14 protein-coding genes are annotated in these 22,072 nt (G+C 66.3%); 6 read left to right on the forward strand and 8 right to left on the reverse strand.

The window, feature by feature from the left end; translation table 11 throughout:
* Positions 1–2 precede the first annotated feature (2 nt).
* The 4 genes from DES47_RS05665 (at position 3) to kdgR (ending at position 5,711) form a co-directional block, all read left to right on the forward strand.
* Positions 3–1,307, forward strand: coding sequence for an ABC transporter substrate-binding protein (locus DES47_RS05665; protein ID WP_208114906.1), 1,305 nt, complete (start codon positions 3–5; stop codon positions 1,305–1,307).
* 10 nt (positions 1,308–1,317) lie between these two features.
* A complete protein-coding gene (locus DES47_RS05670; protein WP_133699639.1) occupies positions 1,318–2,484 on the forward strand; it encodes an oligogalacturonate lyase family protein in 1,167 nt (388 codons plus the stop codon).
* Positions 2,481–4,817 carry a pectinesterase family protein gene (locus DES47_RS05675; RefSeq protein ID WP_133699640.1) on the forward strand — a complete coding sequence of 779 codons (2,337 nt, stop codon included), beginning with the start codon at positions 2,481–2,483 and terminating at the stop codon, positions 4,815–4,817. The genes DES47_RS05670 and DES47_RS05675 overlap by 4 nt, the downstream gene beginning before the upstream one ends.
* 75 nt (positions 4,818–4,892) lie before the next feature.
* Entirely contained in the window at positions 4,893–5,711 is an 819-nt protein-coding gene (kdgR, locus tag DES47_RS05680; RefSeq protein ID WP_133699641.1) for a DNA-binding transcriptional regulator KdgR, read from the forward strand.
* A gap of 2 nt (positions 5,712–5,713) precedes the next feature.
* Here kdgR and DES47_RS05685 read toward each other — a convergent pair whose 3' ends face one another.
* The 8 genes from DES47_RS05685 to scpA all read right to left on the reverse strand — a co-directional run bounded on the left by DES47_RS05685 (position 5,714) and on the right by scpA (position 15,351).
* On the reverse strand, positions 5,714–6,790 hold the full coding sequence (locus DES47_RS05685) for a hypothetical protein (protein WP_133699642.1): 1,077 nt from the start codon (positions 6,788–6,790) through the stop codon (positions 5,714–5,716).
* Positions 6,791–6,823: 33 nt separating this feature from the next.
* Positions 6,824–7,348 (reverse strand): hypothetical protein, encoded by a 525-nt coding sequence (locus tag DES47_RS05690; RefSeq protein ID WP_133699643.1) that lies wholly within the window; start codon positions 7,346–7,348, stop codon positions 6,824–6,826.
* Complete coding sequence (locus DES47_RS05695; protein WP_133699644.1) at positions 7,345–7,941, reverse strand: RNA polymerase sigma factor; 597 nt, start codon at positions 7,939–7,941, stop codon at positions 7,345–7,347. The genes DES47_RS05690 and DES47_RS05695 overlap by 4 nt, the downstream gene beginning before the upstream one ends.
* Before the next feature lie 99 nt (positions 7,942–8,040).
* Complete coding sequence (locus DES47_RS05700; protein WP_208114907.1) at positions 8,041–8,511, reverse strand: VOC family protein; 471 nt, start codon at positions 8,509–8,511, stop codon at positions 8,041–8,043.
* Complete coding sequence (locus DES47_RS05705; RefSeq protein ID WP_133699645.1) at positions 8,508–10,583, reverse strand: acetyl-CoA carboxylase biotin carboxylase subunit; 2,076 nt, start codon at positions 10,581–10,583, stop codon at positions 8,508–8,510. The genes DES47_RS05700 and DES47_RS05705 overlap by 4 nt, the downstream gene beginning before the upstream one ends.
* A 20-nt stretch (positions 10,584–10,603) precedes the next feature.
* On the reverse strand, positions 10,604–12,136 hold the full coding sequence (locus tag DES47_RS05710; RefSeq protein WP_133699646.1) for an acyl-CoA carboxylase subunit beta: 1,533 nt from the start codon (positions 12,134–12,136) through the stop codon (positions 10,604–10,606).
* On the reverse strand, positions 12,129–13,178 hold the full coding sequence (gene meaB, locus DES47_RS05715) for a methylmalonyl Co-A mutase-associated GTPase MeaB (RefSeq protein ID WP_133699647.1): 1,050 nt from the start codon (positions 13,176–13,178) through the stop codon (positions 12,129–12,131). Before meaB ends, DES47_RS05710 begins: the two co-directional genes overlap by 8 nt.
* 1 nt (position 13,179) lies before the next feature.
* Complete coding sequence (scpA, locus tag DES47_RS05720; protein ID WP_133699648.1) at positions 13,180–15,351, reverse strand: methylmalonyl-CoA mutase; 2,172 nt, start codon at positions 15,349–15,351, stop codon at positions 13,180–13,182.
* A 120-nt stretch (positions 15,352–15,471) separates the two neighbouring features.
* On the opposite strand from scpA, the gene DES47_RS05725 reads away from it, so the two are divergent.
* Positions 15,472–16,140: a GntR family transcriptional regulator gene (locus DES47_RS05725; RefSeq protein ID WP_133699649.1), complete on the forward strand. Its 669-nt coding sequence runs from the start codon at positions 15,472–15,474 to the stop codon at positions 16,138–16,140.
* Positions 16,141–16,733: 593 nt separating this feature from the next.
* Positions 16,734–22,072: heme utilization protein (locus tag DES47_RS05730; protein WP_133699650.1), on the forward strand; the 5,339-nt coding region annotated here is incomplete at its 3' end.

The raw sequence follows: 22,072 nt of genomic DNA on the forward strand, positions 1-22,072 counted from the left end.
TGATGACGAAGCCCTTTCTGAACCGCCGACGGGTGCTGTTGGCCGCCCTGGCGCTCGGTGCCGCAGCTCAGCCGGCACTGGCCCAAGACAGCGTGCTGCGCTTCGCCTGGTGGGGCGGCGGTGCCCGCCACCAGGCCACCCTGAAGGCCATTGCCGCGTTCGAGCGCAAGAACCCCGGCGTCAAGATCAAGGCCGAGTACATGGGTTTCAACGGCTATCTGGAGCGGCTGACGACCCAGATCGCCGGTGGCTCCGAGCCCGATGTGATGCAGATCAACTGGGCCTGGATGGCGATGTTCTCCAAGCGCGGCAACGGCTTCACCGACCTCAACCAGTACAAGCAGGTCTTGGCCCTGGACCAGTTCAGCGCCGAGGACCTGGCCATGGGCACAGTGGCCGGGCGGCTGAATGCGCTGCCGGTGTCCTACAGCGCGCGGGTGCTGCTGTGGAACGAGGCCGCCTTCAAGCGGGCCGGCGTGCCACTGCCCACCACCTGGGACGAGCTGTTCGCCACCGGCAAACAGTTCCGGCAGAAGCTGGGCGACCAGGCCTATCCCTTGGATGGCGAGCTCTACGACATGATGTTGCTGGCCCAGGCCTATGTGCAGCAGAAGTACGGCACGCCCTATGTGGACCCCAAGCTGCCCCAGGTGGCGATGAGCCCGGCCGCCGCGCTCGAATGGGTGCAGATCTACAAGAAGCTGATCGACGGCCATGTGGCCACGCCGCTGAAGTTGCGCGCCAGTCTCGGCGGCGCCGAGAAGGCCACCGAGCAGCAGCAGGACTGGGTGGTCGGCAACTGGGCCGGCAACTTCACCTGGGACTCATCGATAGGCCTGCGCGAAAGCACCTTGGACAAGCAGCAAAAACTGACCCTCGGTGACTTCCCCACCCTGCCCGGCGCGAAGAACAGCGGCATGTTCGGCCGCCCGACGGTGATGTTCGCTTTGGGCCGCAACAGCAAGAAGGCCGAAATCGCCGCCAAGCTGATCAACTTCCTGCTGTGCGACCCCGAGGCCGCGCTGATACTCGGCCGCACCCGTGGCGTGCCGCTGGTCGACGCCCAGTACCAGCTGCTGGTCAAGGAAAAGAAGCTGCCCGAGCTGGAGCTGCGCGCCTACGAGCAGATCAAGAAACAGAAGCTGGCCGGCAATATCGCCCTGCCCTCACCGCTGTTCGAACATGCCCGCATGCAGAAATTCATGCGCGAGGTGTTCGAGACCATTGCCTACGGCAAGACCAGCGACCAGGACGCCGCGACCCGTCTGATCGAGGACGGCAACGCCTTGTTGAGAAGAATCAAGTAGCAAGCCCATCATGAGCAAATCCACCCAACGCCAGTTGCAGTTCGAGACCCGTGTCGATGCCGACACCGGTGCCCGCGTGACCCGCCTCACGCCCACCGACGTGACCTGCCATCGCAATTATTTTTACCAGAAGTGCTTCACCAACGACGGAAGCAAACTGATCTTCGGCGCCGAGTACGGACCGCAGGAGAGCCCGAACTGGAACTACCACCTGCTGGATCTGCAGACGCAGGTCGCGACCCAGCTGACCGACCAGAGGGGCGAGAACACCTTCGGCGGCTTCCTGAGCCCTGATGATCGCCATCTCTACTTCGTGCGTGCCGAACGCCAGCTGATACGGCTGACGCTCGCGGACCTGAGCGAAGAGGTGGTCTACACCGTGCCTCAGGGATGGGTCGGCTACGGCACCTGGGTGTCGAACAGCTCCGCTACCCGGATGGTCGGCATCGAGATACATGCCGACGACTGGTTCCCATTGAGCGACTGGAAGAAGTTCCACGAGATGTTCCATGCCAAGCCGCGCTGCCGCTTGATACGCATCGACTTGGCCACAGGCCACCGCGAAGTGATACTGGAGAAAGACGGCTGGCTGGGCCATCCGCAGTACCGCCCGTTCGACGACAACACGGTCGCCTACTGCCACGAAGGCCCGCACGACCTGGTCGATGCGCGGATGTGGTTCATCAACGAGGACGGCAGCAACATCCGCTGCGGCAAGCGGCACCTGGAGGGCGAGGCCTGCACCCATGAGTTCTGGGTGCCGGACGGCTCGGCGATGATCTACGTCTCCTACCTGAAAGGCCAGAGCGACCGCTGGATCTGCTCGCTCGATCCGGTCACGCTGGAGAGTAGGCGCCTGGTGCTGATGCCGCCCTGCTCGCACCTGATGAGCAACCAGGACGGCACCTTGCTGATCGGCGACGGCTGCGACTCCCCCGCAGACGTGGCCGACACCGGCAGCCATCAGATCAAGACCGACCCCTACCTGCATCTGTTCGATCTGAAGGCGGGCACAGAGCGCGCGGTGGCACGGCATGACAGCTCCTGGCGCGTCTACAAGGGCAATCGCCAGGTTACCCATCCCCATCCCTCGTTCACGCCGGACCAGCGCCGGGTGCTGTACAGCTCGGACGCCGAGGGCGAGCCGGCGCTCTATCTGGCCGACCTTCCCGCATGAAGCGCTGGCTGCTGACGCTGGTCGCCGTGGCCGCGCTGGCCCATGCCGAGCCCCGTCCTCAGCTCGCAGCGGTTGATGCCGCCCGCCATCAGGTGGCCGACTATCTGGCCCAGGGCGGCGCGCCCTGGCAGCCGGCCGATCTGACGAAACGCTGGACGCCTGACTTCATCGTTGCCACCGATGGCAGCGGCACGCACAAGACGGTACAGGCGGCGCTCGACGCCGTGCCGGCGCAGGGCAGCAGCAGCAAACGCCACTACATCCAGGTCCAAGCCGGTGGCTACCGGGAGCAACTCTGCGTGCAGGGCAAGGCGCCGATCACGCTGTACGGCGGCATCGACAACCCGGCCGCCACGGTGATTGTCCAGGGCCACTACAACGCCGAGCCCAAGCGCGCCGGCCTTGATGCCGCCAACCCCTGCTACCCCGATCTCCAGGCGGCCAGCCATGGCACGGCCGGCAGCGCCTCGGTGGCGATCTTCAGCGACGACTTTCAGCTCGCCCACCTGACCATCGCCAATGACGCGATGGACGCCGTGCGTGACGGCGTCGGCTACCCCGCCGGTGTCGGAGAAAGCGGTGGGGCCCAGGCGGTGGCGCTGATGACTCAGGGGGACAGGATACAGCTCGAGAATGTGCGCCTGCTGGGCCATCAGGATACCTTCTACGTCCGCGCTGTGCCGGGTGTTGCGCCGTCGCGCGTGTACGTGCACAACAGCCTGATCGCGGGCGATGTGGACTTCATCTTCGGCAATGCCACGCTGGTGATAGATAACAGTACGGTGTTGAGCCGTGCCGGCCGGCGCGCGCCGGGCTCGGGCGGTCATGTGCTGGCGCCCAGCACGGCGGCCGACACCCGTCTGGGCCTGCTGATCACGGACAGCCGCTTCATGGCGGAGCCCGGACTCAAGCCCGGCGCGATTTCACTGGGCCGGGCCTGGGACTTCGGCGTGCCTCGCGGCGCCTGGGAGGCTGACACCTCGCCCAACGGCCAGGCGCTGGTGCGCGACAGCCTGATCGGCCCGCATATCGGCCCCTGGGCGGCATCGACCTCGCGCCGGCCGTTCAGCGGCACCGGGCCTGCGGCCAATCGGATGACCGAGTTCAACAACAGGGCACTCTCGGCGCTGGCATCCGAGGTGCTGGGCAGCAACGATGGCTGGGCGGCAGCGGGGCTCGGCACGTCGGGCGGCGCCGCCGCCCTGCCCCAGCATCATCTGGCGGTGAGCAATCGTGCCGAGCTGGTGGCCGCCTTGGCCCTGGGCGAGCGGCCCAAGGTCATCGCCGTGCGCGGGCGCATCGACCTCAGTGTTGACGACACCGGCAAGCCGCTGGGCTATGCCGACTACCGCGACCCGGCCTTTGACTTGGCGGCCTTTCTGAAGGCCTATGACCCGGCAAGCTGGGGCATGAAGCGGCCTGAGGGACCGCTGGAGCAGGCCCGCCAGCGCTCAGCGAAGCATCAGGCCGCCCGAGTCCAGTTGCTCGTGCCGTCGAACACCAGCTTGATCGGCCTTGGCCCAGACGCGGCCATCGTCAACGGCGGTCTGCTGTTGAGCAAGGTCTCCAACATCATCATCCGCAACATCCACTTCTCCGATGCCTACGACTTCTTTCCGGCCTGGGATCCCAGGGATGGCGACGGCGGCGAGTGGAACTCGGACTATGACAACCTGACCCTGCGCGGCGCCAGCCGGGTCTGGGTGGACCACTGCAGCTTCGACGATGGCCCACGCCCCGACCACGCCGAGCCGCTGGCCCTGGGCCGGCGCCTGCAGCGCCATGACGGCCTGCTCGATATTTCCAATCAATCCGACCTCGTGACACTGTCCTGGAACCACTTCCGCGACCATGACAAGACCAACTTGATCGGCAGCTCCGATGGCCAGCAGCTCGACGCCGGCAAGCTGCGTGTGACCTTTCATCACAATCTCTGGGAACGGGTGAAGGCACGCACACCGCGCGTCCGCTATGGCCAGGTCCATCTGTACAACAACCTGTTCGTCGGCGACGCGAACGCCGGCTATGCCTACGACTATTCGATTGGCGTGGGCTTCCAGTCGCGCATCTACAGCGAGCGCAACGTCTGGGAAACCTCGCCGACGATTGCCGCAACCCAGTTGCTCAAGCTGTGGAAGGGCTCGGCCTTTTTCGACAGCGGCTCCTGGCACAACGGACGGCCTGTCAATCTGTTGCAAGCATTGCGCGCGGCCAATCCGGGCGCAGAGATTGCCGGCGATGTCGGCTGGCAACCCACGCACCACGGCCCGCCGGATGAAGCCGGCCAGGTGGCCGCCAAGGTGCGAGCCGGTGCCGGTGCGGGGCGTTTGTAGTGGTCGCGGCTTGAGTCCGAAAGCCAATCGGTACACAATCCAATTTGAAACAGCTGCCCAGAGAAATCAAAACGAATGGATGACGATCTGTACGACGCCAAGCAGCCGGAATCGGTTGCCGCGGTGCTGAAGGTGTTTGCGATCCTGCAGGCCTTGTCCGAAAAGCATGAAACCGGTATCTCCGATCTGTCGGTGCGGCTGGCCATGCCCAAGGCGACGATCTACCGCTTTCTGCAGACCATGCGCACCCTGGGCTATGTGCGCCAGGAGGCCGACACCGAGGGCTATGGCCTGACGATGAAGGTGTTCGAGCTGGGCACCAAGGCGCTGCAGTACCCCGACCTGGTCGATCTGGCCAAGCACCATATGCAGCTGCTGGCCGACCAGACCGGCGAGACCGTCCACCTGGGCACGCTGATCGACAGCGAGATCATCTACGTGCACAAGGTCGATTCGCGCCATATGCTGGGCATGTATTCGCGCGTCGGCCGGCGCGCGCCGCTGCATTGCACTGCCATCGGCAAGGTGCTGATGGCCTGGGAACATCCGGCCCGGCGTGACCGCGTGCTGCAGGGGGCCGAGTTCAAGCGCTTCCGCGAGAAGACCATCGTCGAGCCGGCCGCCTTTCTGGCCGAGCTGGAGCGCGTCAAGGCCCAGGGCTTCGGCGAGGACCGCGAGGAGTTCGACGACCACATCCGCTGCCTGGGCGTGCCCATCTTCGACCGCCTGAACCAGCCTATCGCGGGCCTGAGCATCTCGTTCCCGACCTTCCGCTACGACGAGGCCAAGGCGCCCGAGGTGGTGGCCATGCTGCAGGCCGCCAGCCGCGACATTTCGACGCGGCTGGGTTGCACGGCCTTTCCGCTGGACGCTCCAAAGGCCACGCGGGCCTGAGTTCAGCCCTTGGCCGTGGGCTCCGAGGCGCGCGGCCGGCGCGGGGCCAGTCTGGTGCTGGCGTAGTCGGCCGGCACGCGCATCAGCGCCGCCTCGGGCTCGCCGCGCCGCAGATTCTGCAGACGGTAGTTGACCTCGCCGCTGCGCGGGTCGAAGTCGCGTGAGTTGACAGTGAGCATCAGTTCGGGCGAGGTCCAGACCTCTCGGGTGATCAGGATGGGCTTTTCGTTGCCGACCTTGCCGGCGGCGATGGTCCAGGTGGTGCGTTCGCCGTTGACCTTCAGACCGTCGATCTCCTTGCTGCCCAGCGGCGACTGCACGCCCGCCCCGCGCGGTGCAAGGCTCAGCGCCCGCATCGTCACGGCCTCGGGTGGCACCGGGGGCAAGGGCGGCAGCGGCGGCATGCCGGGCATGGGCGGCAGCACCTGGTCGCCGGTGATGCGCAGCACCTGCAGGCCACCGTCCTGCCCCGGCGCCAGCACCACGGGCGCAGGGGGAGCCGGCGGCAGCGGCGGGGCTGGGGCCCCCGGGGGCTGCGGCGCCACCACCCTGCCCGCACCGACGCCGGCCCGCACCTCGGCGCTCAGCCTCTTCGCCCATTCGCGCATCCGTTCGCTGTACTCGCGCCAGGCTCCGTGGTCCATCTCATGATCGGCGAAGACCATGCCGCCAATCTGGCGGGCGGTCTTGCGCTCGGTGTCCAGCATCCAGTACTCGCGCGCCACCGGGTCGCGCAGATAGACGATGCGCCGCCCGCCGCGCTCCACCTCCTGGCGCGTGCGGCCCTCGCCATCGCGGCACAGCCGTGTGCTTTGCGCATGGACGATACGATTGCCGTCGGCCAGCGGCTGCACTCTCTCATGCACCGCGTCGGCACAGTAGGCCGCGCCCTTGACGACACGCTCCTGGCCCAGGTCGCCGAAAGAGAAGGCGGCGCTGTCTTGCACCGCCCGCACATGAGCTTCGACCTGGGCGATCGGGCGATCGCGGCCTTCCGGAATCTCGGTCGTTTGCGCCAGCGCGCAGCCGGCGGCCAGCAGCAACGGTGACAGCAGCAGATGACGGGTGGGGATGTCCATGGCAGTACCTCTTCAAACGAGCAACAAGAGAAATCAGCGCAACAGGCGCACCGCAAGCACATCCCCGGACGGATGTAGCAGCAGCTCGGCACGCACCCGATCGCCGGCACGGGCCGGGTCGTAGGGCAGGCCCAGGGCGGCCAGGCGGTCGCCCGGCAGCTCGGTGGCGACCACCCAGGCGGCACCCGCCGGCGCGGCGCCGCCTTCCAGGTAGGCGCTCCAGCGCTCGGGCGCGACCAGGGGCATGAAGTCGCCGGCCTTTAGCAAGGGCCTGGCCTGGTCCACATCGCCGGCCGGGGTAGTCATCAGCAGCGCGGTCGCGGCGAGCAGCACCACGGCGCAGGTGGCGGCCCCCGACCAGGCCAGCATGCCGCCCCAACGCCGCTGCCGGGGTGTGGCAACGGCAGCGGGCCTGGCCAGGCGGAAGGCGGCCTGCATCGCCGACCGGGCGGCGGCGCTGCGGGCTTCGCTCGGCTGGGCCGCCTGCAGCTCGCGGGCCGTGGCACGCAGGCTTGTTGACAGCGGGATGGGCCCCTGCTCGGGGCGGGCGGGTTTCATGCGGCGACTCCTTGACCGGCATTGAGCAGCGCGGCCAGACGGCTGCGCGCACGATGGAGCCGGGTGCGCAGGGTGTTCAGTTCAACGCCGGCGATGCGGGCGGCCTCGGCATAGGGCCGCTCCTGCAGATCGACCAGCACCAGGGCCTCGCGAAACGCCCAGGGCAGCGCATGGATGGCGGCCCAGACCTGGGCCTGGTCCTGGGCGCACACCAGCAGGGATTCGGGGCTGGGATGGGCGCCGCACTCTGCTGGCGGCTCGTCCTCATCGCCTTGCGGCACCTCGACATGAACGCGCGCCTCACGCCAGCGCGCCAGCAGCGCGTAGCGGGCCGTGCCGGCCAGATAGGCCCCCAGGCTGCCCCGGGCGGCGTCCCAGCCTTCGGGTCGGCCGGCGAAGGCAACGAAGGCGTCCTGCATCGCATCGGCGGCCCAGGCCGGGTTGCCGCACAGGGCCAGCGCATAGCGGTAGACGGCGCCCGATTCCTGGCGGTAGATCAGATCCAGCGCCCGGGTGTCGCCGCCCAGCAGCCGCGCCATCAGCCCGGGCAGAGCCTGGTCCGGATCGTCGGCGGGCTTGCGGAAGAAAGGCATTTGGGGCGCGGCTGGGAGAGTGGCTTCCTCTCTATTGCGCCCGGAGCGGGCAGAAGTTCCCGACCCATTCAAAAACAAGCGGCGTTCGCAGCCTGCGCATCAGCCTGCCAGCGCCGCCACCACCTCGGGCGGCGCCTGCACCAGCTCGATCAGCACACCCTCGCCGGCAATCGGAAACTCGTCATTGCTTTTCGGGTGGATGAAGCAGATGTCGTATCCGGCCGCCCCCTTGCGTATGCCGCCCGGCGCGAAGCGCACGCCGTTGGCCGACATCCATTCGACCGCGCGGGGCAGATCGTCCACCCACAGGCCGACGTGGTTCAGCGGCGTGGTGTGCACAGCCGGCTTCTTGTCCGGATCCAGCGGCTGCATCAGGTCCACCTCGATCTTGTGCGCGCCCGTGCCGATCGCACAGATGTCTTCATCGACGTTCTCGCGCTCGGAGATGAAGTTGCCGGTGACCGTCAGGCCCAGGATGTCGACCCAGAGGCCGCGCAGACGCTGCTTGTCCGGGCCGCCGATGGCGATCTGCTGGATGCCGAGGATCTTGTAGGGCTTGGCTGACATCATTCAAACCTCAGAATCGGTTGATCGACCGACAGACTCTCGCCCGTCTTGGCCAGCACCTCGGCCACCTTGACGTCCTGCGTGGCCAGCAGGATGTTCTCCATCTTCATCGCCTCGATCACGGCCAGGCGCTCGCCGGCCTGCACGAGCTGACCCGGCTGGGCGGCGATATGCACCAAGAGGCCGGGCATCGGCGAGAGAAGGAATTTGCTGGTGTCCGGCGGCGCCTTGTAGGGCATCAGCTGATGCAGACCCGCGGCACGCGGGCTCAGCACCATCACCTCGATGGCGGTGCCGTTGTGGGTCAGCTTGTAGGCCAGCGGGTTCTTGGCCGCGCCGCGCTCGGCCTGGGCCACAAAGGGCTGGCCGTTGACGGTGCCGCTCAGGCGGATGTCATTGAGCCGCGAGCGGCATTCGATGCGGAAGGTCTTGCCATCGATCTGCACCGTGGCTAGGCCTGTCTGACCCGCGTACTCGGACACATGCAGCTGATGCCGTTGGAACTGACCAGCGCCCTCGTTCACCACCGCCACATAGTCGCTCTCGATCTGCACCTCATGGCCGGCCAACTGGCCGCTGATGCCGGCGGCACGCTCGCGCGTCTTGCGTCGGATGAAGGCCCCAAGGGCCACCAGGAACAGCGGATCGTCGTGCGGCACATCCTCGGCGCGAAAGCCGCCCGCGTAGTGCTGGGCAATGAAGCCGGTATTGAAATTGCCGCTGACAAAATCCGGATGGGCCAGCAGCGCCGCCTGGAACGGGATGTTGCTGGAGATGCCGCGTATCACGAAGCCGTTCAGCGCCTCGCGCATCTTGGCAATCGCGTCATTGCGGTCCCGGCCATGCACGATCAGCTTGGCGATCATCGAGTCATAGAACATCGGGATCTCGCCGCCCTCGTAGACGCCGGTGTCGACGCGTACGCCGCCGAACTGGCCGTTCTCGTAGGCGGCACCCTGCAGCGTTTCGCGGCCCTGCTCCAGCGCAGCTTCGGGCGGTTGGTACTTCACCAGGCGGCCGGTGGAGGGCAGGAAGCTGCGGAACGGATCCTCCGCATTGATGCGGCATTCCATCGCCCAGCCCTCGCGCCTGATCTCCTCCTGCTTGAACGGCAAAGGGTGACCCGCAGCGATGCGAATCATCTGCTCCACCAGGTCCACGCCGGTGATGCATTCGGTGACCGGGTGCTCGACCTGCAGCCGGGTGTTCATTTCCAGGAAATAGAAGCTCTGGTCCTTGCCGACCACGAACTCCACTGTGCCCGCGCTCTGGTACTTCACCGCCTTGGCCAGGGCCACGGCCTGCTCACCCATCGCCTTGCGCGTTGCCTCGGAGATGAACGGCGACGGCGCCTCCTCGATCACCTTCTGGTGGCGGCGCTGGATCGAGCATTCGCGCTCGTGCAGATAGACGACGTTGCCATGCGAGTCGCCCAGCACCTGGATCTCGATATGGCGCGGCTCCTCGACGAACTTCTCCATGAAGACGCGGTCGTCGCCGAAGCTGTTGCGCGCCTCGTTGCGGCAGCTGGTGAAGCCCTCGAAGCAGTCCTTGTCATTGAAGGCCACGCGCAGACCCTTGCCACCGCCGCCGGCGCTGGCCTTGATCATCACCGGGTAGCCTATGCCTTGAGCGATCTTGACCGCCTCATCCGCCGACAGGATCGGTTCGTTGTAGCCCGGAATCGTGTTGACCTTCGCCTCGTTGGCCAGCTTCTTCGAGGCGATCTTGTCGCCCATGGCCGCGATCGAGTAGTGCTTGGGGCCGATGAAGGCGATGCCTTCTTCCTCGACCCGGCGCGCAAACGCCTCGTTCTCGCTGAGGAAGCCATAGCCGGGGTGAATGGCCTCGGCGCCGGTGGCCTTGGCCGCGGCAATGATCTTGTCGGCAACCAGATACGACTCGCGCGACGGCGCCGGGCCGAGCAACACCGACTCATCGGCCAGCTCGACATGGCGGGCATCCTTGTCGGCTTCCGAGTACACGGCCACCGTCTTGATGCCCATCTTTTGAGCCGTTTTAATCACCCGGCAGGCAATCTCGCCGCGGTTGGCAATCAGGATTTTCTTGAACATGGTTTTCTCCGTCATCCTGATCACAGCGGGATGTTGCCGTGCTTGCGCCACGGGTTTTCGAGCTTCTTGTCCTTGAGCATGGCAAGGGACCGGCAGATTCGCTTGCGCGTCTCGTGCGGCTGTATCACGTCGTCGATGAAGCCGCGCGCGCCGGCCACGAAGGGGTTGGCAAAGCGGGCCTTGTATTCGGCCTCCTTGGCGGCCAGCTTCGCCGGGTCACCCTTGTCTTCGCGAAAGATGATCTCCACCGCACCCTTGGCGCCCATCACGGCGATCTCGGCATTGGGCCAGGCGAAGTTGACGTCGCCGCGCAGGTGCTTGGAGCTCATCACGTCGTAGGCGCCTCCGTAGGCCTTGCGCGTGATCACCGTGACCTTGGGCACCGTGCACTCGGCATAGGCATAGAGCAGCTTGGCGCCGTGCTTGATGATGCCGCCGTACTCTTGGGCCGTGCCGGGCATGAAGCCGGGCACATCGACGAAGGTGATGACCGGGATGTTGAAGGCATCGCAGAAGCGCACGAAGCGCGCCGCCTTGATGCTGCTCTTGATGTCCAGGCAGCCGGCAAGCACCAGCGGCTGGTTGGCGACGATGCCCACCGTCTGGCCGTCCATGCGGCCCATGCCGATGATGATGTTCTTGGCGTAGTCGGGCTGCAGCTCGAAGAAGTCGCCATCGTCGACGGTCTTCAGTATCAGCTCCTTCATGTCGTAGGGCTTGTTGGCGTTGTCGGGCACCAGCGTGTCCAGCGACATGTCCACCCGGTTGCCCGGGTCCCCGCTGGGCCGGCTGGGCGCCTTGTCGCGGTTGTTCAGCGGCAGGTAGTTGAAGAAGCGCCGCAGCATCAGGATCGCCTCGACATCATTGTCGAAGGACAGGTCGGCGACACCGCTCTTGCTGTTGTGCGTGGTGGCGCCGCCCAGCTCCTCGGCCGTGACCTCCTCGTGCGTCACCGTCTTCACGACCTCGGGGCCGGTGACAAACATATACGAGGAATCCTTCACCATGAAGATGAAGTCGGTCATCGCCGGCGAATAGACCGCACCGCCGGCGCAGGGGCCCATGATCATGCTGATCTGCGGAATCACGCCCGAGGCCATCACATTGCGCTGGAACACATCGGCATAGCCGCCCAGCGACGCCACGCCCTCCTGGATGCGCGCCCCGCCCGAGTCGTTGAGGCCGATGACGGGTGCTCCTACCTTCATCGCCTGGTCCATCACCTTGCAGATCTTTTCGGCATGGGCCTCGCTCAAGGCGCCGCCGAAGACGGTGAAGTCCTGGCTGAAGGCAAAGGCCAGGCGGCCATTGATCAGGCCGTAGCCGGTGACTACGCCGTCGCCTGGGATCTTGTTGTCGGCCATGCCGAAGTCCACGCAGCGGTGCTCGACGAACATGTCCCACTCTTCGAAGCTGCCCTCGTCGAACAGCATCTCCAGCCGCTCGCGCGCCGTCAGCTTGCCCTTGGCATGCTGGGCGGCAATGCGCTTATCGCCACCACCCAGCCGCGCCTTGGCGCGCTTCTCTTCCAGCATCTGTTGAATGTCATGCATGGCTGTTTCCGTTGCTTAAATTGGGGTCAGACCCCGAAAAGAGATGGAGCAATTCACGGGCGGCGGTAGAGGCTGCCAGCCGCCCTTGCAGCACCTGCTGCGTTCTGTCGTCGAGCACCCCGCGCACGGCCAGTGAGGCGGCAAATTGCTGGCGCAGGCCGGCGTGGATGCGCTCCCACATCCAGTCCTTGGCCTGCTGCTGGCGGCGTGCGGCCAGCTTGCCGTTGGCGGTCTGCAGCTTCTGGAACTGCGCGACGGCGGCCCAGAACCTGTCAAGACCCTGGTTCTTCAAGGCACTGAGCTGCATCACCTGCGGATGCCAGACCTGCTCGTCGTGCGGTCCGTGCGAGTGACCGCTATAGCCCAGCAGCCGCAGGCTGGAGGTGATCTGCGCCTGCGCGCGCGTGGCCGCGGCGGCGTCGAGATCGACCTTGTTGATGACCACCAGATCGGCCAGCTCCATCACGCCCTTCTTGATCGCCTGCAGGTCGTCGCCGGCATTGGGCAGTTGCAGCAGGCAGTACATATCGGTCATGCCGGCCACCGCCGTCTCGCTCTGGCCGACACCCACCGTCTCGACGATCACCACATCATGGCCGGCCGCCTCGCAGACCAGCATCGCCTCGCGCGTCTTCTCGGCGACGCCGCCCAGGGTGCCGGAGGCCGGGCTGGGGCGGATGTAGGCCCGCTCGTCCATGGACAGATGCTCCATCCGCGTCTTGTCGCCGAGGATGGAGCCTCCGGACACGCTGCTGGATGGATCTACGGCCAGCACGGCGACCCGATGGCCGCGGGCGATCAGGAACAGGCCCAGCGCTTCGATGAAGGTGCTCTTGCCCACGCCCGGCACGCCGGAGATGCCCAGCCGAAACGACTTGCCGGTGTGCGGCAGCAGCTCGGTCAGCAGCGCATCGGCCTGGGCACGATGATCCGGCCGGGTGGATTCCAGCAAGGTGATGGCCTTGGCCAGCGCGCGGCGTTGCGCGGGGCCACGGTTTGCCAGCAGGGCCTGCGCCAGGCTGCTAGGTGGTACAGACCGCATCTCAGGCTGCCGCGGCGCTCAACGATTGGCGGATCTGCTCCAGCACATCCTTGGCCGAGGCCGGTATCGGCGTGCCCGGGCCGTAAATGCCCTTGACGCCAGCCTCGTACAGATAGTCGTAGTCCTGCTTCGGAATCACGCCGCCGACGAAGACGATGATGTCGTCGGCGCCCTGGTCCTTCAGCGCCCGGATGATGGCCGGCACCAGCGTCTTGTGGCCGGCGGCCAGCGTCGACACACCGACCGCGTGCACATCGTTCTCGATCGCCTGGCGGGCACATTCCTCGGGGGTCTGGAACAGCGGACCGATGTCAACGTCGAAGCCCAGATCGGCATAGGCGGTGGCCACAACCTTGGCGCCGCGGTCATGGCCGTCCTGGCCCAGTTTGGCAATCATCACGCGCGGGCGGCGGCCCTGATCGTCGGCGAACTCGGCGATCTCGTGCTGCAGCTTCTCCCAGCCCTCGGCCGAATCGTAGGCCGCGGCGTAGACGCCGGTGACCTTCTGCGTGTCGGCGCGGTGGCGGCCGAAGACCGTTTCCAGCGCATCGCTGATCTCGCCCACCGTTGCACGCAAACGCATGGCCTTGATCGACAGATCCAGCAGATTGCCGGTCCTGGCCTCGGCGGCATCGGTCAGCGCCTGCAGCGCGGCCTGCACGGCCGCGGTATCGCGGCTGGCGCGTATCGCCTTCAGCCGCTCGATCTGGCCGTCGCGCACACGGACGTTGTCGACCTCGCGGATTTCGATAGCGTCTTCCTTGGCCAACTTGTACTTGTTGACGCCGACGATCACGTCCTTGCCCGAGTCGATGCGGGCCTGCTTCTCGGCCGCGCTGGCCTCGATCTTCAGCTTGGCCCAGCCGCTGTCGACCGCGTGCACCATGCCGCCCATGGCCTCGACCTCCTCGATGATGGACCAGGCCTTGTCTGCCATGTCCTGGGTCAGCTTTTCCATCATGTAGCTGCCGGCCCAGGGGTCGACGACGCTGGTGATATGCGTCTCTTCCTGGATGATCAGCTGGGTGTTGCGGGCAATACGCGAGCTGGTCTCGGTGGGCAGGGCGATCGCCTCGTCGAAGCTGTTGGTGTGCAGGCTTTGCGTGCCGCCGAACACCGCGGCCATCGCCTCGATGGTGGTGCGCACGACGTTGTTGTACGGGTCCTGCTCGGTCAGCGACCAGCCCGACGTCTGGCAATGGGTGCGCAGCATCAGGCTCTTGGGGTTCTTGGCGTCGAAGCCCTTCATGATGCGGCACCACAGCAGGCGCGCCGCGCGCATCTTGGCGATCTCCAGATAGAAGTTCATGCCGATCGCCCAGAAGAAGCTCAGCCGGCCGGCGAACTCGTCCACGTCAAGGCCCTTGGCCAGGGCGGTCTTCACGTACTCCTTGCCGTCGGCCAGGGTGAAGGCCAGCTCCAGCGCCTGATTCGCGCCGGCCTCCTGCATGTGGTAGCCACTGATTGAGATGGAATTGAACTTCGGCATGTTCTGTGCCGTGTACTCGATGATGTCGCCGATGATGCGCATGCTCGGCTCGGGCGGAAAGATATAGGTGTTGCGGACCATGAACTCCTTCAGGATGTCGTTCTGGATCGTTCCGCTCAATTGGTTCTGCGCCACGCCCTGCTCTTCCGCCGCCACCACATAGCCGGCCAGCACCGGCAGCACGGCGCCGTTCATCGTCATGCTCACACTGACGGTGTCCAGCGGGATCTGGTCGAACAGTATCTTCATGTCCTCGACCGAGTCGATCGCCACGCCGGCCTTGCCAACGTCACCGGTCACGCGCGGGTGGTCGCTGTCATAGCCGCGGTGCGTGGCCAGATCGAAGGCGACGCTGACGCCCTGCCCGCCGGCCTCCAGCGCCTTGCGATAGAAGGCATTGCTCTCCTCGGCCGTCGAGAAGCCCGCGTACTGGCGGATCGTCCATGGCCGCACCGCATACATCGTCGCCTGCGGGCCGCGCAGGAACGGCTCGAAGCCGGGCAAGGTGTTCGCATGGGGCAGGCCGGCCATGTCCTCGGCCGTGTACAGCGGCTTGACGGCCAGGCCCTCGGGCGTGTGCCAGGTCAGCGCCTCCACATTGCCGCCAGGGGCCGACTTGGCGGCGGCCTTCTGCCAGGCAGCCAGCGAGGCGGGTGCGAATTCGGGGCGGTTGCTGTCGGACATGCTTGTACTTTCCTGCTGCGTTTCAACACTTGCCTGTCATCATACAGGGTGCATAATTATGAATTCAAAAATATGACGTGCACCTGACGCTCAAGCGAATTGCACCTGCTAGCCGCCGCCATGTCCAGCGCCCCCAGCTCCCCCCCGGCACCCAGACAAACCCCGGTGTTCGCGCCCCAGGCTCTCTACGAGCAGGTGGCCGAGCGCCTGCGCCAGGAGATCTTTGCGCGCGAGCTGCAACCCGGCAGCTGGATAGACGAACTGCGCCTGGCCCAGGCATGGGGCATCAGCCGCACGCCGCTACGCGAGGCGCTCAAGGTGCTGGCCACGGAAGGCCTTGTGACGATGAAGCTGCGCCGCGGCGCCTATGTCACTGAGATGTCGCAGCAGGACGTGGCCGAGGTCTATCACCTGCTGTCCGTACTGGAGAGCGACGCGGCGGCCGAGGTGGCCATCAAGGCGACAGACGACCAACTGGCCGCGCTGAACCAATTGCATCAGCAGCTTGAACTGGCGATAGCCGAGCGCACCCAGTTCTTCGCCCTCAACGAGGCCTTCCATATGCAGGTGCTTGAGGTGGCAGGCAATCGCTGGCGCACGCAGATCGTCACCGACCTGCGCAAGGTGATGAAGCTCAATCGCCACCTGTCGCTGTTCAAGCAGGGCCGCCTGGCCGAGTCGCTGGACGAACACCGCCGCCTGATGCAGGCCCTGCTGGCCCGCGACGCGCAGGCTGCACAGCAGCTGGTGCGGGAGCACTTCCACAACGGACTGGCCGCCACCGTTTGAGGCGCCCGGCGCACCGCGCCGCTCGTCCACGGCTGGTGACATATGTCACGCAACAAGCCGCCGCGGAACTTGAGAGTGGTGCAGGCCATTGTTTTGCGCCAGCCGTGAACTCCTCACGCTTTCACGCGCCTCGGTAACAAACTGTGCCGGGAATGCCCGCCTTATGCGGCGCTCGCCAAACTGCCATTTCCCTAGCATCGCTCTTCATGTGGACAAGAGGAGCCCGAGGTGCATTCACCCATTTCCTGGCGAAGTTCCGCGGGGCCGTCAAGCCCCGTGGCGCCCCGCCGCAGCCCTCTTGCACGGGGCTGGCTATTCAAGTTGATAGGCCAAAGCCCGATAACCCACTGAATCGACCGCAAGGTCGTAGACCCGATCTGTGTCGACTTGTGAACTTCATCACGGCGCAATCGGGGCAGGAAATCAACATCGTTTTGCCGGAGCAGGGTCTTGCGACCCGACCCCGGCAGAGTCAAGTTTCGAGATTCACGGATCTCCAATGTGGCTGCCGTCAACCCGACAGCAGCCGCCGACGGGCCCTCAGCGCTGAGTGCGGGTCCGGCTGCCGTAGCAATTGATCAAGAGAGCAAATCATGGCGACGATCATCAACCTCCTGTCCACCTCGCAAATTGCGGCGCTGCCGACCAGCACGATCCGCAACTTCAGCACCGAGGATTGGGCCGCGTTCAGCACCGCACAGATCGTTGCGCTGACCACGGCGCACATGACGGCCATCTCGACGCAGGGCATCTCGGTACTGGGCTCGCATCAGATCGGCGCCTTCCAGAACGCCGACCTCGCCGCCCTCAGCACCAACACCCTGCGCGCGATGAGTTCCGCGCAGATCGATGCCATCACCTCTGACCAGATCAGTGCGCTGACAACGGGCCAGATCGGGGCCCTTACCACCGCGCAGCTTCCTGGCCTCGGCACCACCGAAATCGCCGCACTGACCTCCGCCCAGGTCGGTGCCTTCAACTCGGCCCAGATCTCCAACCTCGGCACGGCCCAGGTGGCCGCGATCGAAACTGCAGATCTTCGCGCGCTGAGCACCTCCGCCGTGCGCAATCTGTCGTCCGACCAGCTCGATGCCATGGGCACCGATCAGCTGCAGGCCTTCAGCTCGGCCCAGATGGCCGTGCTCACCACCGCCCAGCTCAGCAGCCTGAGCACCGGTGACCTGAACACCTTCACGACCGACCAGTTCTCCCGCCTGACCAGTGCCCAGCTGGCCAATCTCGGCACCGGTCAGATCGCCAACCTCACCACCGACGATCTGAACGCACTGGGCACGGCTCAGTTCGCCGCGCTGACCTCATTGCAGGCCGCTGCATTGACGACGGCTCAGATGTCCACGCTGGAGACCGCCGACCTGCGTGCCTTCAGTACCTCGGCGATGCGCAATCTGGACTCCGACCAGATCAAGGCCCTGACGACCGAACAGATCGGCGCCCTGACGACGGGTCAGATCAACGCGCTGACCTCAGCCCAGATGCCAGGCCTGGAGACCGGCGACATCGTGGCCCTGAGCTCGGGGCAGGTCGCCTCGCTCACCTCCGCCCAGCTGAGCAACTTCTCGACCGAGCAGATCGCCGCGATCGAGACCGCCGATGTTCGCGCACTGAGCACATCGGCCATCCGCAATCTGTCGTCTGCGCAACTCGACTCACTGACGACCGACCAGCTGCAGGCCCTGGCCTCGGCCCAGATCACCTCATTGACCACCGCCCAGATCAGCGGCCTGAGCACCGGCGACCTGAACACGCTGACCAGTGACCAGTTCTCGCGCCTGACCAGCGGCCAGGTCGCCAATCTGGGCACCGGCCAGATCGTCAACCTGACGACCGATGACCTGAACGCGCTGGGCACCGCCCAGTTCGCCGCGATGACCTCGCTGCAGGCCGCCGCATTGAGCACGGCTCAGGTGGCGACCTTGGAAACGGCCGACCTGCGTGCCTTCAGCACCTCGGCGCTGCGCAATCTCGACTCCGACCAGATCAAGGCCCTGAGCACCGAACAGGTCGCCGCACTGGGTACCAACCAGGTCGCCGCGCTGACCTCAGCACAGGTGCCCGGCCTGGAGACCGCCGACATGGTGGCCCTGGGTTCCGCACAAGTCGCGGCGCTGAGCTCTGCCCAGGTCAGCAACTTCTCGACCGAGCAGATCGCCGCCATCGAAACCGCCGATCTGCGCTCCTTGAGCACGGCTGCCGTGCGCAACCTCGGCTCGGCCCAGCTCGACGCGCTGACCAGCGAGCAGCTGCAGGCCCTGAGCTCGGCACAGATCACCTCGCTGACCACCGGCCAGCTCAATGGCCTGAGCACCGCTGATCTGAACACGCTGACCAGCGACCAGTTCTCGCGCCTGACCAGCGCCCAGGTCGCCAATCTGAGCACCGGCCAGATCGTCAATCTGACCACCGATGACCTGAATGCGCTGGGTACGGCCCAGTTCGCCGCACTGACGGCCGGTCAGGCCGCCGCATTGAGCACGGCCCAGATGTCCACGCTGGAGACGGCCGATCTGCGTGCGCTGAGCACCGGTGCGCTGCGCAATCTGGGCTCTGACCAGATCAAGGCACTGACCACCGACCAGGTTGCCGCCCTGGGCACCAACCAGATCGCCGCCCTCACCTCGGCCCAGGTGCCGGGCCTGGAAACCGCCGATGTGGCCGCCCTGGGATCGGCCCAGGTGGCCGCGCTGACCTCGGCCCAGGTCAGCAGCTTTGCCACCGAGCAGATCGCCGCCATCGAAACCGCCGATCTGCGCTCCTTGAGCACGGCTGCCGTGCGCAACCTCGGCTCGGCCCAGCTCGATGCACTGACCAGCGAGCAGTTGCAGGCCCTGAGCTCGGCACAGATCACCTCGCTGACGACGGGCCAGTTGAACGGCCTGAGCACCGGTGATCTGAACACGCTGACCAGCGATCAGTTCTCGCGCCTGACCAGCGCCCAGGTCGCAAACCTGAGCACCGACCAGATCGTCAGCCTGACGACTGATGACCTGAATGCGCTGGGCAGTGCCCAGTTCGCCGCACTGACCGCCAGCCAGGCCGCTGCGCTGAGCACCGCCCAGATGTCCACGCTGGAGACGGCCGACCTGCGCGCGCTGAGCACCGCTGCGCTGCGCACTCTGGGCTCCGACCAGATCAAGGCGCTGACCACCGACCAGGTCGCCGCCCTGGGCACCAACCAGATCGCCGCCCTCACCTCGGCCCAGGTTCCGGGCCTGGAAACCGCCGATGTGGCCGCCCTGGGTTCGGCCCAGGTCGCCGCGCTGACCTCGGCCCAGGTCAGCAGCTTTGCCACCGAGCAGATTGCCTCCATCGAGACCGCCGACCTGCGCTCGCTGAGCACTGCCGCCGTGCGCAACCTCGGCTCGGCCCAGCTCGACGCGCTGACCAGCGAGCAACTGCAAGCCCTGGCCTCGGGCCAGATCACGGCGTTGAGCTCGGCCCAGATCAATGGCCTGAGCACGAATGACCTGAACACGCTGACCAGCGACCAATTCGCGCGCCTAGGCTCGGCCCAGGTCGCCGCACTGAGCACCGCCCAGATCACCAACCTGACGACCGACGACCTGAACGCGCTGGGCACGGCACAGTTCGCCGCACTGACCTCCGTCCAGGCGCAGGCCCTGACCACCGCCCAGGTCTCGACCCTGGAAACGGCCGACCTGCGTTCGCTGAGCACCGGCGCCATGCGCTCGCTGAGCTCCGACCAGATCCTGGCCCTGACCACCGACCAGGTCGCGGCGCTGACCACGGGCCAGATCAACTCGCTGACCACCGACCAGATGCCGGGCCTGCAGACGGCCGACATCGTCGCCCTGAGCTCCGGCCAGGTGGCCTCGCTGACCTCGGCTCAGATCGGCAACTTCTCGACCGAACAGATCGCCGCCATCGAGACGGCCGATCTGCGCGCGCTGGGCACTGCGGCCGTCCGCGCGCTGTCGTCCTCGCAGCTCGACGCGCTGACCACCGACCAGCTGCAGGCCCTCTCCTCGGCCCAGATCACCGCGCTGAGCACCGCTCAGCTGAGCGGCCTGAGCACCGCCGACCTCGGCACCCTGACCAGCGACCAGTTCGCCCGCCTCACCACCGGCCAGGTCGCCAGCCTCGGTACCGCCCAGGTCCAGAACCTGACTACCGATGACCTGAATGCCCTGGGCACTGCCCAGTTCGCCGCCCTGACCTCGACCCAGGCACAGGCGCTGAGCACCGCCCAGATCTCGACCCTGGAAACGGCCGATATGCGCGCGCTGAGCACCGGCGCCATGCGCTCGCTGAGCTCCGACCAGATCCTGGCCCTGACGACCGACCAGGTCGCCGCCCTGACCACCGGCCAGATCAACTCGCTGACCACCGACCAGATGCCGGGCCTGCAGACGGCCGACATCGTCGCCCTGGGCTCTGCCCAGGTGGCTTCGCTGACCTCGGCCCAGATCGGCAACTTCTCGACCGAACAGATCGCCGCCATCGAGACGGCCGATCTGCGTGCCCTGGGCACCTCGGCCGTGCGCGCGTTGTCTTCTTCACAGCTCGATGCCTTGACCTCCGAGCAACTGCAGGCGCTGAGCTCGGCCCAGATCACGGCGCTGTCCACCGGCCAGCTGACCGGTCTGAGCACCAATGACCTGAACACCCTGACCAGCGACCAGTTCGCCCGCCTGGGCACCGCCCAGGTGGCCACGCTGAGCTCGGCCCAGATCACGAACCTGACCACCGATGACCTGAATGCGCTGGGCACGGCCCAGTTCGCCGCGCTGACCTCGGGCCAGTCTTCGGCACTGAGCACCGCCCAGGTGTCGACACTGGAAACCGCTGATCTGCGCGCCATGAGCACGGCCGCGCTGCGCGCCTTCAGCTCCGACCAGATCAAGGCGCTGACCACCGAGGAAGTGGCCGCGCTGACGACTGCACAGATTGCCGCGCTGACCACCAATCCGGACCAGTTCCTGGGTCTGGACACCGCCTCCATCGTCGCCATGAGCTCGGCACAGGTGGCAGCCCTTAGCTCGGCTCAGGCCGCCAATCTGAGCACCGCCCAGATTGCCGCCATCGAGACGGCAGACCTGCGTGCGCTGAGCACCGCCGCCCTGCGTGGCCTGGGTTCCGCCCAGCTCGACGCGCTGAGCTCCGAGCAACTGCAAGGCCTGAGCTCCGCCCAGATCACGGCCCTGTCCGTGGCCCAGCTGACCGGTCTGAGCACCAATGACCTGAACACGCTGACCTCGGACCAGTTCTCCAGGCTGACCTCGGCCCAGGTCGCCGGCCTGAGCACCGCCCAGGTCACCAACCTGAGCACCGACGACCTGAATGCACTGGGCAGCGCCCAGTTCGCCGCGCTGACCTCGGCCCAGGCCCAGGCGCTGAGCACCGCCCAGATCTCGACGCTGGAAACGGCCGATCTGCGCGCACTGAGCACGGGCGCCCTGCGCGCGCTGAGCTCGGATCAGATCAAGGCACTGACCACCGAGGAAGTGGCCGCCCTGACCACCGGTCAGATCAACTCGCTGACCACCGACCAGATGCCGGGCCTGGAAACGGCCGACATCGTCGCGCTGAGTTCGAGCCAGGTCGCCTCGCTGACCTCGGCCCAGATCGGCAACTTCGCCACCGAGCAGATCGCCGCCATCGAAACCGGCGACCTGCGTCAGCTGAGCACCGCCGCGGTCCGCGCGCTGTCGTCCTCGCAGCTCGATGCCCTGACCTCGGAACAGCTGCAGGCGCTGTCCTCGGCCCAGATCACCGCGCTGTCCACCAGCCAGCTGAACTCGCTGAGCACCAACGACCTGAACACGCTGACGACGGACCAGTTCGCCCGCATGAGCTCGGCTCAGGTGGCGACTCTCAGCACCGCCCAGGTCGCCAACCTGACCACCGATGACCTGAACGCACTCGGCACGGCCCAGTTCGCTGCGCTGACCAC

It is taken from the genome of Roseateles toxinivorans (assembly GCF_004362525.1).
Taxonomy (GTDB): domain Bacteria; phylum Pseudomonadota; class Gammaproteobacteria; order Burkholderiales; family Burkholderiaceae_C; genus Paucibacter; species Paucibacter toxinivorans.

Bases quoted from the DNA above. Each gene is read 5' to 3' on its own strand.
- DES47_RS05665 (WP_208114906.1), top strand. From the start codon at position 3: ATGACGAAGCCCTTTCTGAACCGCCGACGGGTGCTGTTGGCCGCCCTG.
- DES47_RS05670 (WP_133699639.1), top strand. From the start codon at position 1,318: ATGAGCAAATCCACCCAACGCCAGTTGCAGTTCGAGACCCGTGTCGAT.
- DES47_RS05675 (WP_133699640.1), top strand. From the start codon at position 2,481: ATGAAGCGCTGGCTGCTGACGCTGGTCGCCGTGGCCGCGCTGGCCCAT.
- kdgR (WP_133699641.1), top strand. From the start codon at position 4,893: ATGGATGACGATCTGTACGACGCCAAGCAGCCGGAATCGGTTGCCGCG.
- DES47_RS05685 (WP_133699642.1), bottom strand. From the start codon at position 6,790: ATGGACATCCCCACCCGTCATCTGCTGCTGTCACCGTTGCTGCTGGCC.
- DES47_RS05690 (WP_133699643.1), bottom strand. From the start codon at position 7,348: ATGAAACCCGCCCGCCCCGAGCAGGGGCCCATCCCGCTGTCAACAAGC.
- DES47_RS05695 (WP_133699644.1), bottom strand. From the start codon at position 7,941: ATGCCTTTCTTCCGCAAGCCCGCCGACGATCCGGACCAGGCTCTGCCC.
- DES47_RS05700 (WP_208114907.1), bottom strand. From the start codon at position 8,511: ATGATGTCAGCCAAGCCCTACAAGATCCTCGGCATCCAGCAGATCGCC.
- DES47_RS05705 (WP_133699645.1), bottom strand. From the start codon at position 10,583: ATGTTCAAGAAAATCCTGATTGCCAACCGCGGCGAGATTGCCTGCCGG.
- DES47_RS05710 (WP_133699646.1), bottom strand. From the start codon at position 12,136: ATGCATGACATTCAACAGATGCTGGAAGAGAAGCGCGCCAAGGCGCGG.
- meaB (WP_133699647.1), bottom strand. From the start codon at position 13,178: ATGCGGTCTGTACCACCTAGCAGCCTGGCGCAGGCCCTGCTGGCAAAC.
- scpA (WP_133699648.1), bottom strand. From the start codon at position 15,351: ATGTCCGACAGCAACCGCCCCGAATTCGCACCCGCCTCGCTGGCTGCC.
- DES47_RS05725 (WP_133699649.1), top strand. From the start codon at position 15,472: ATGTCCAGCGCCCCCAGCTCCCCCCCGGCACCCAGACAAACCCCGGTG.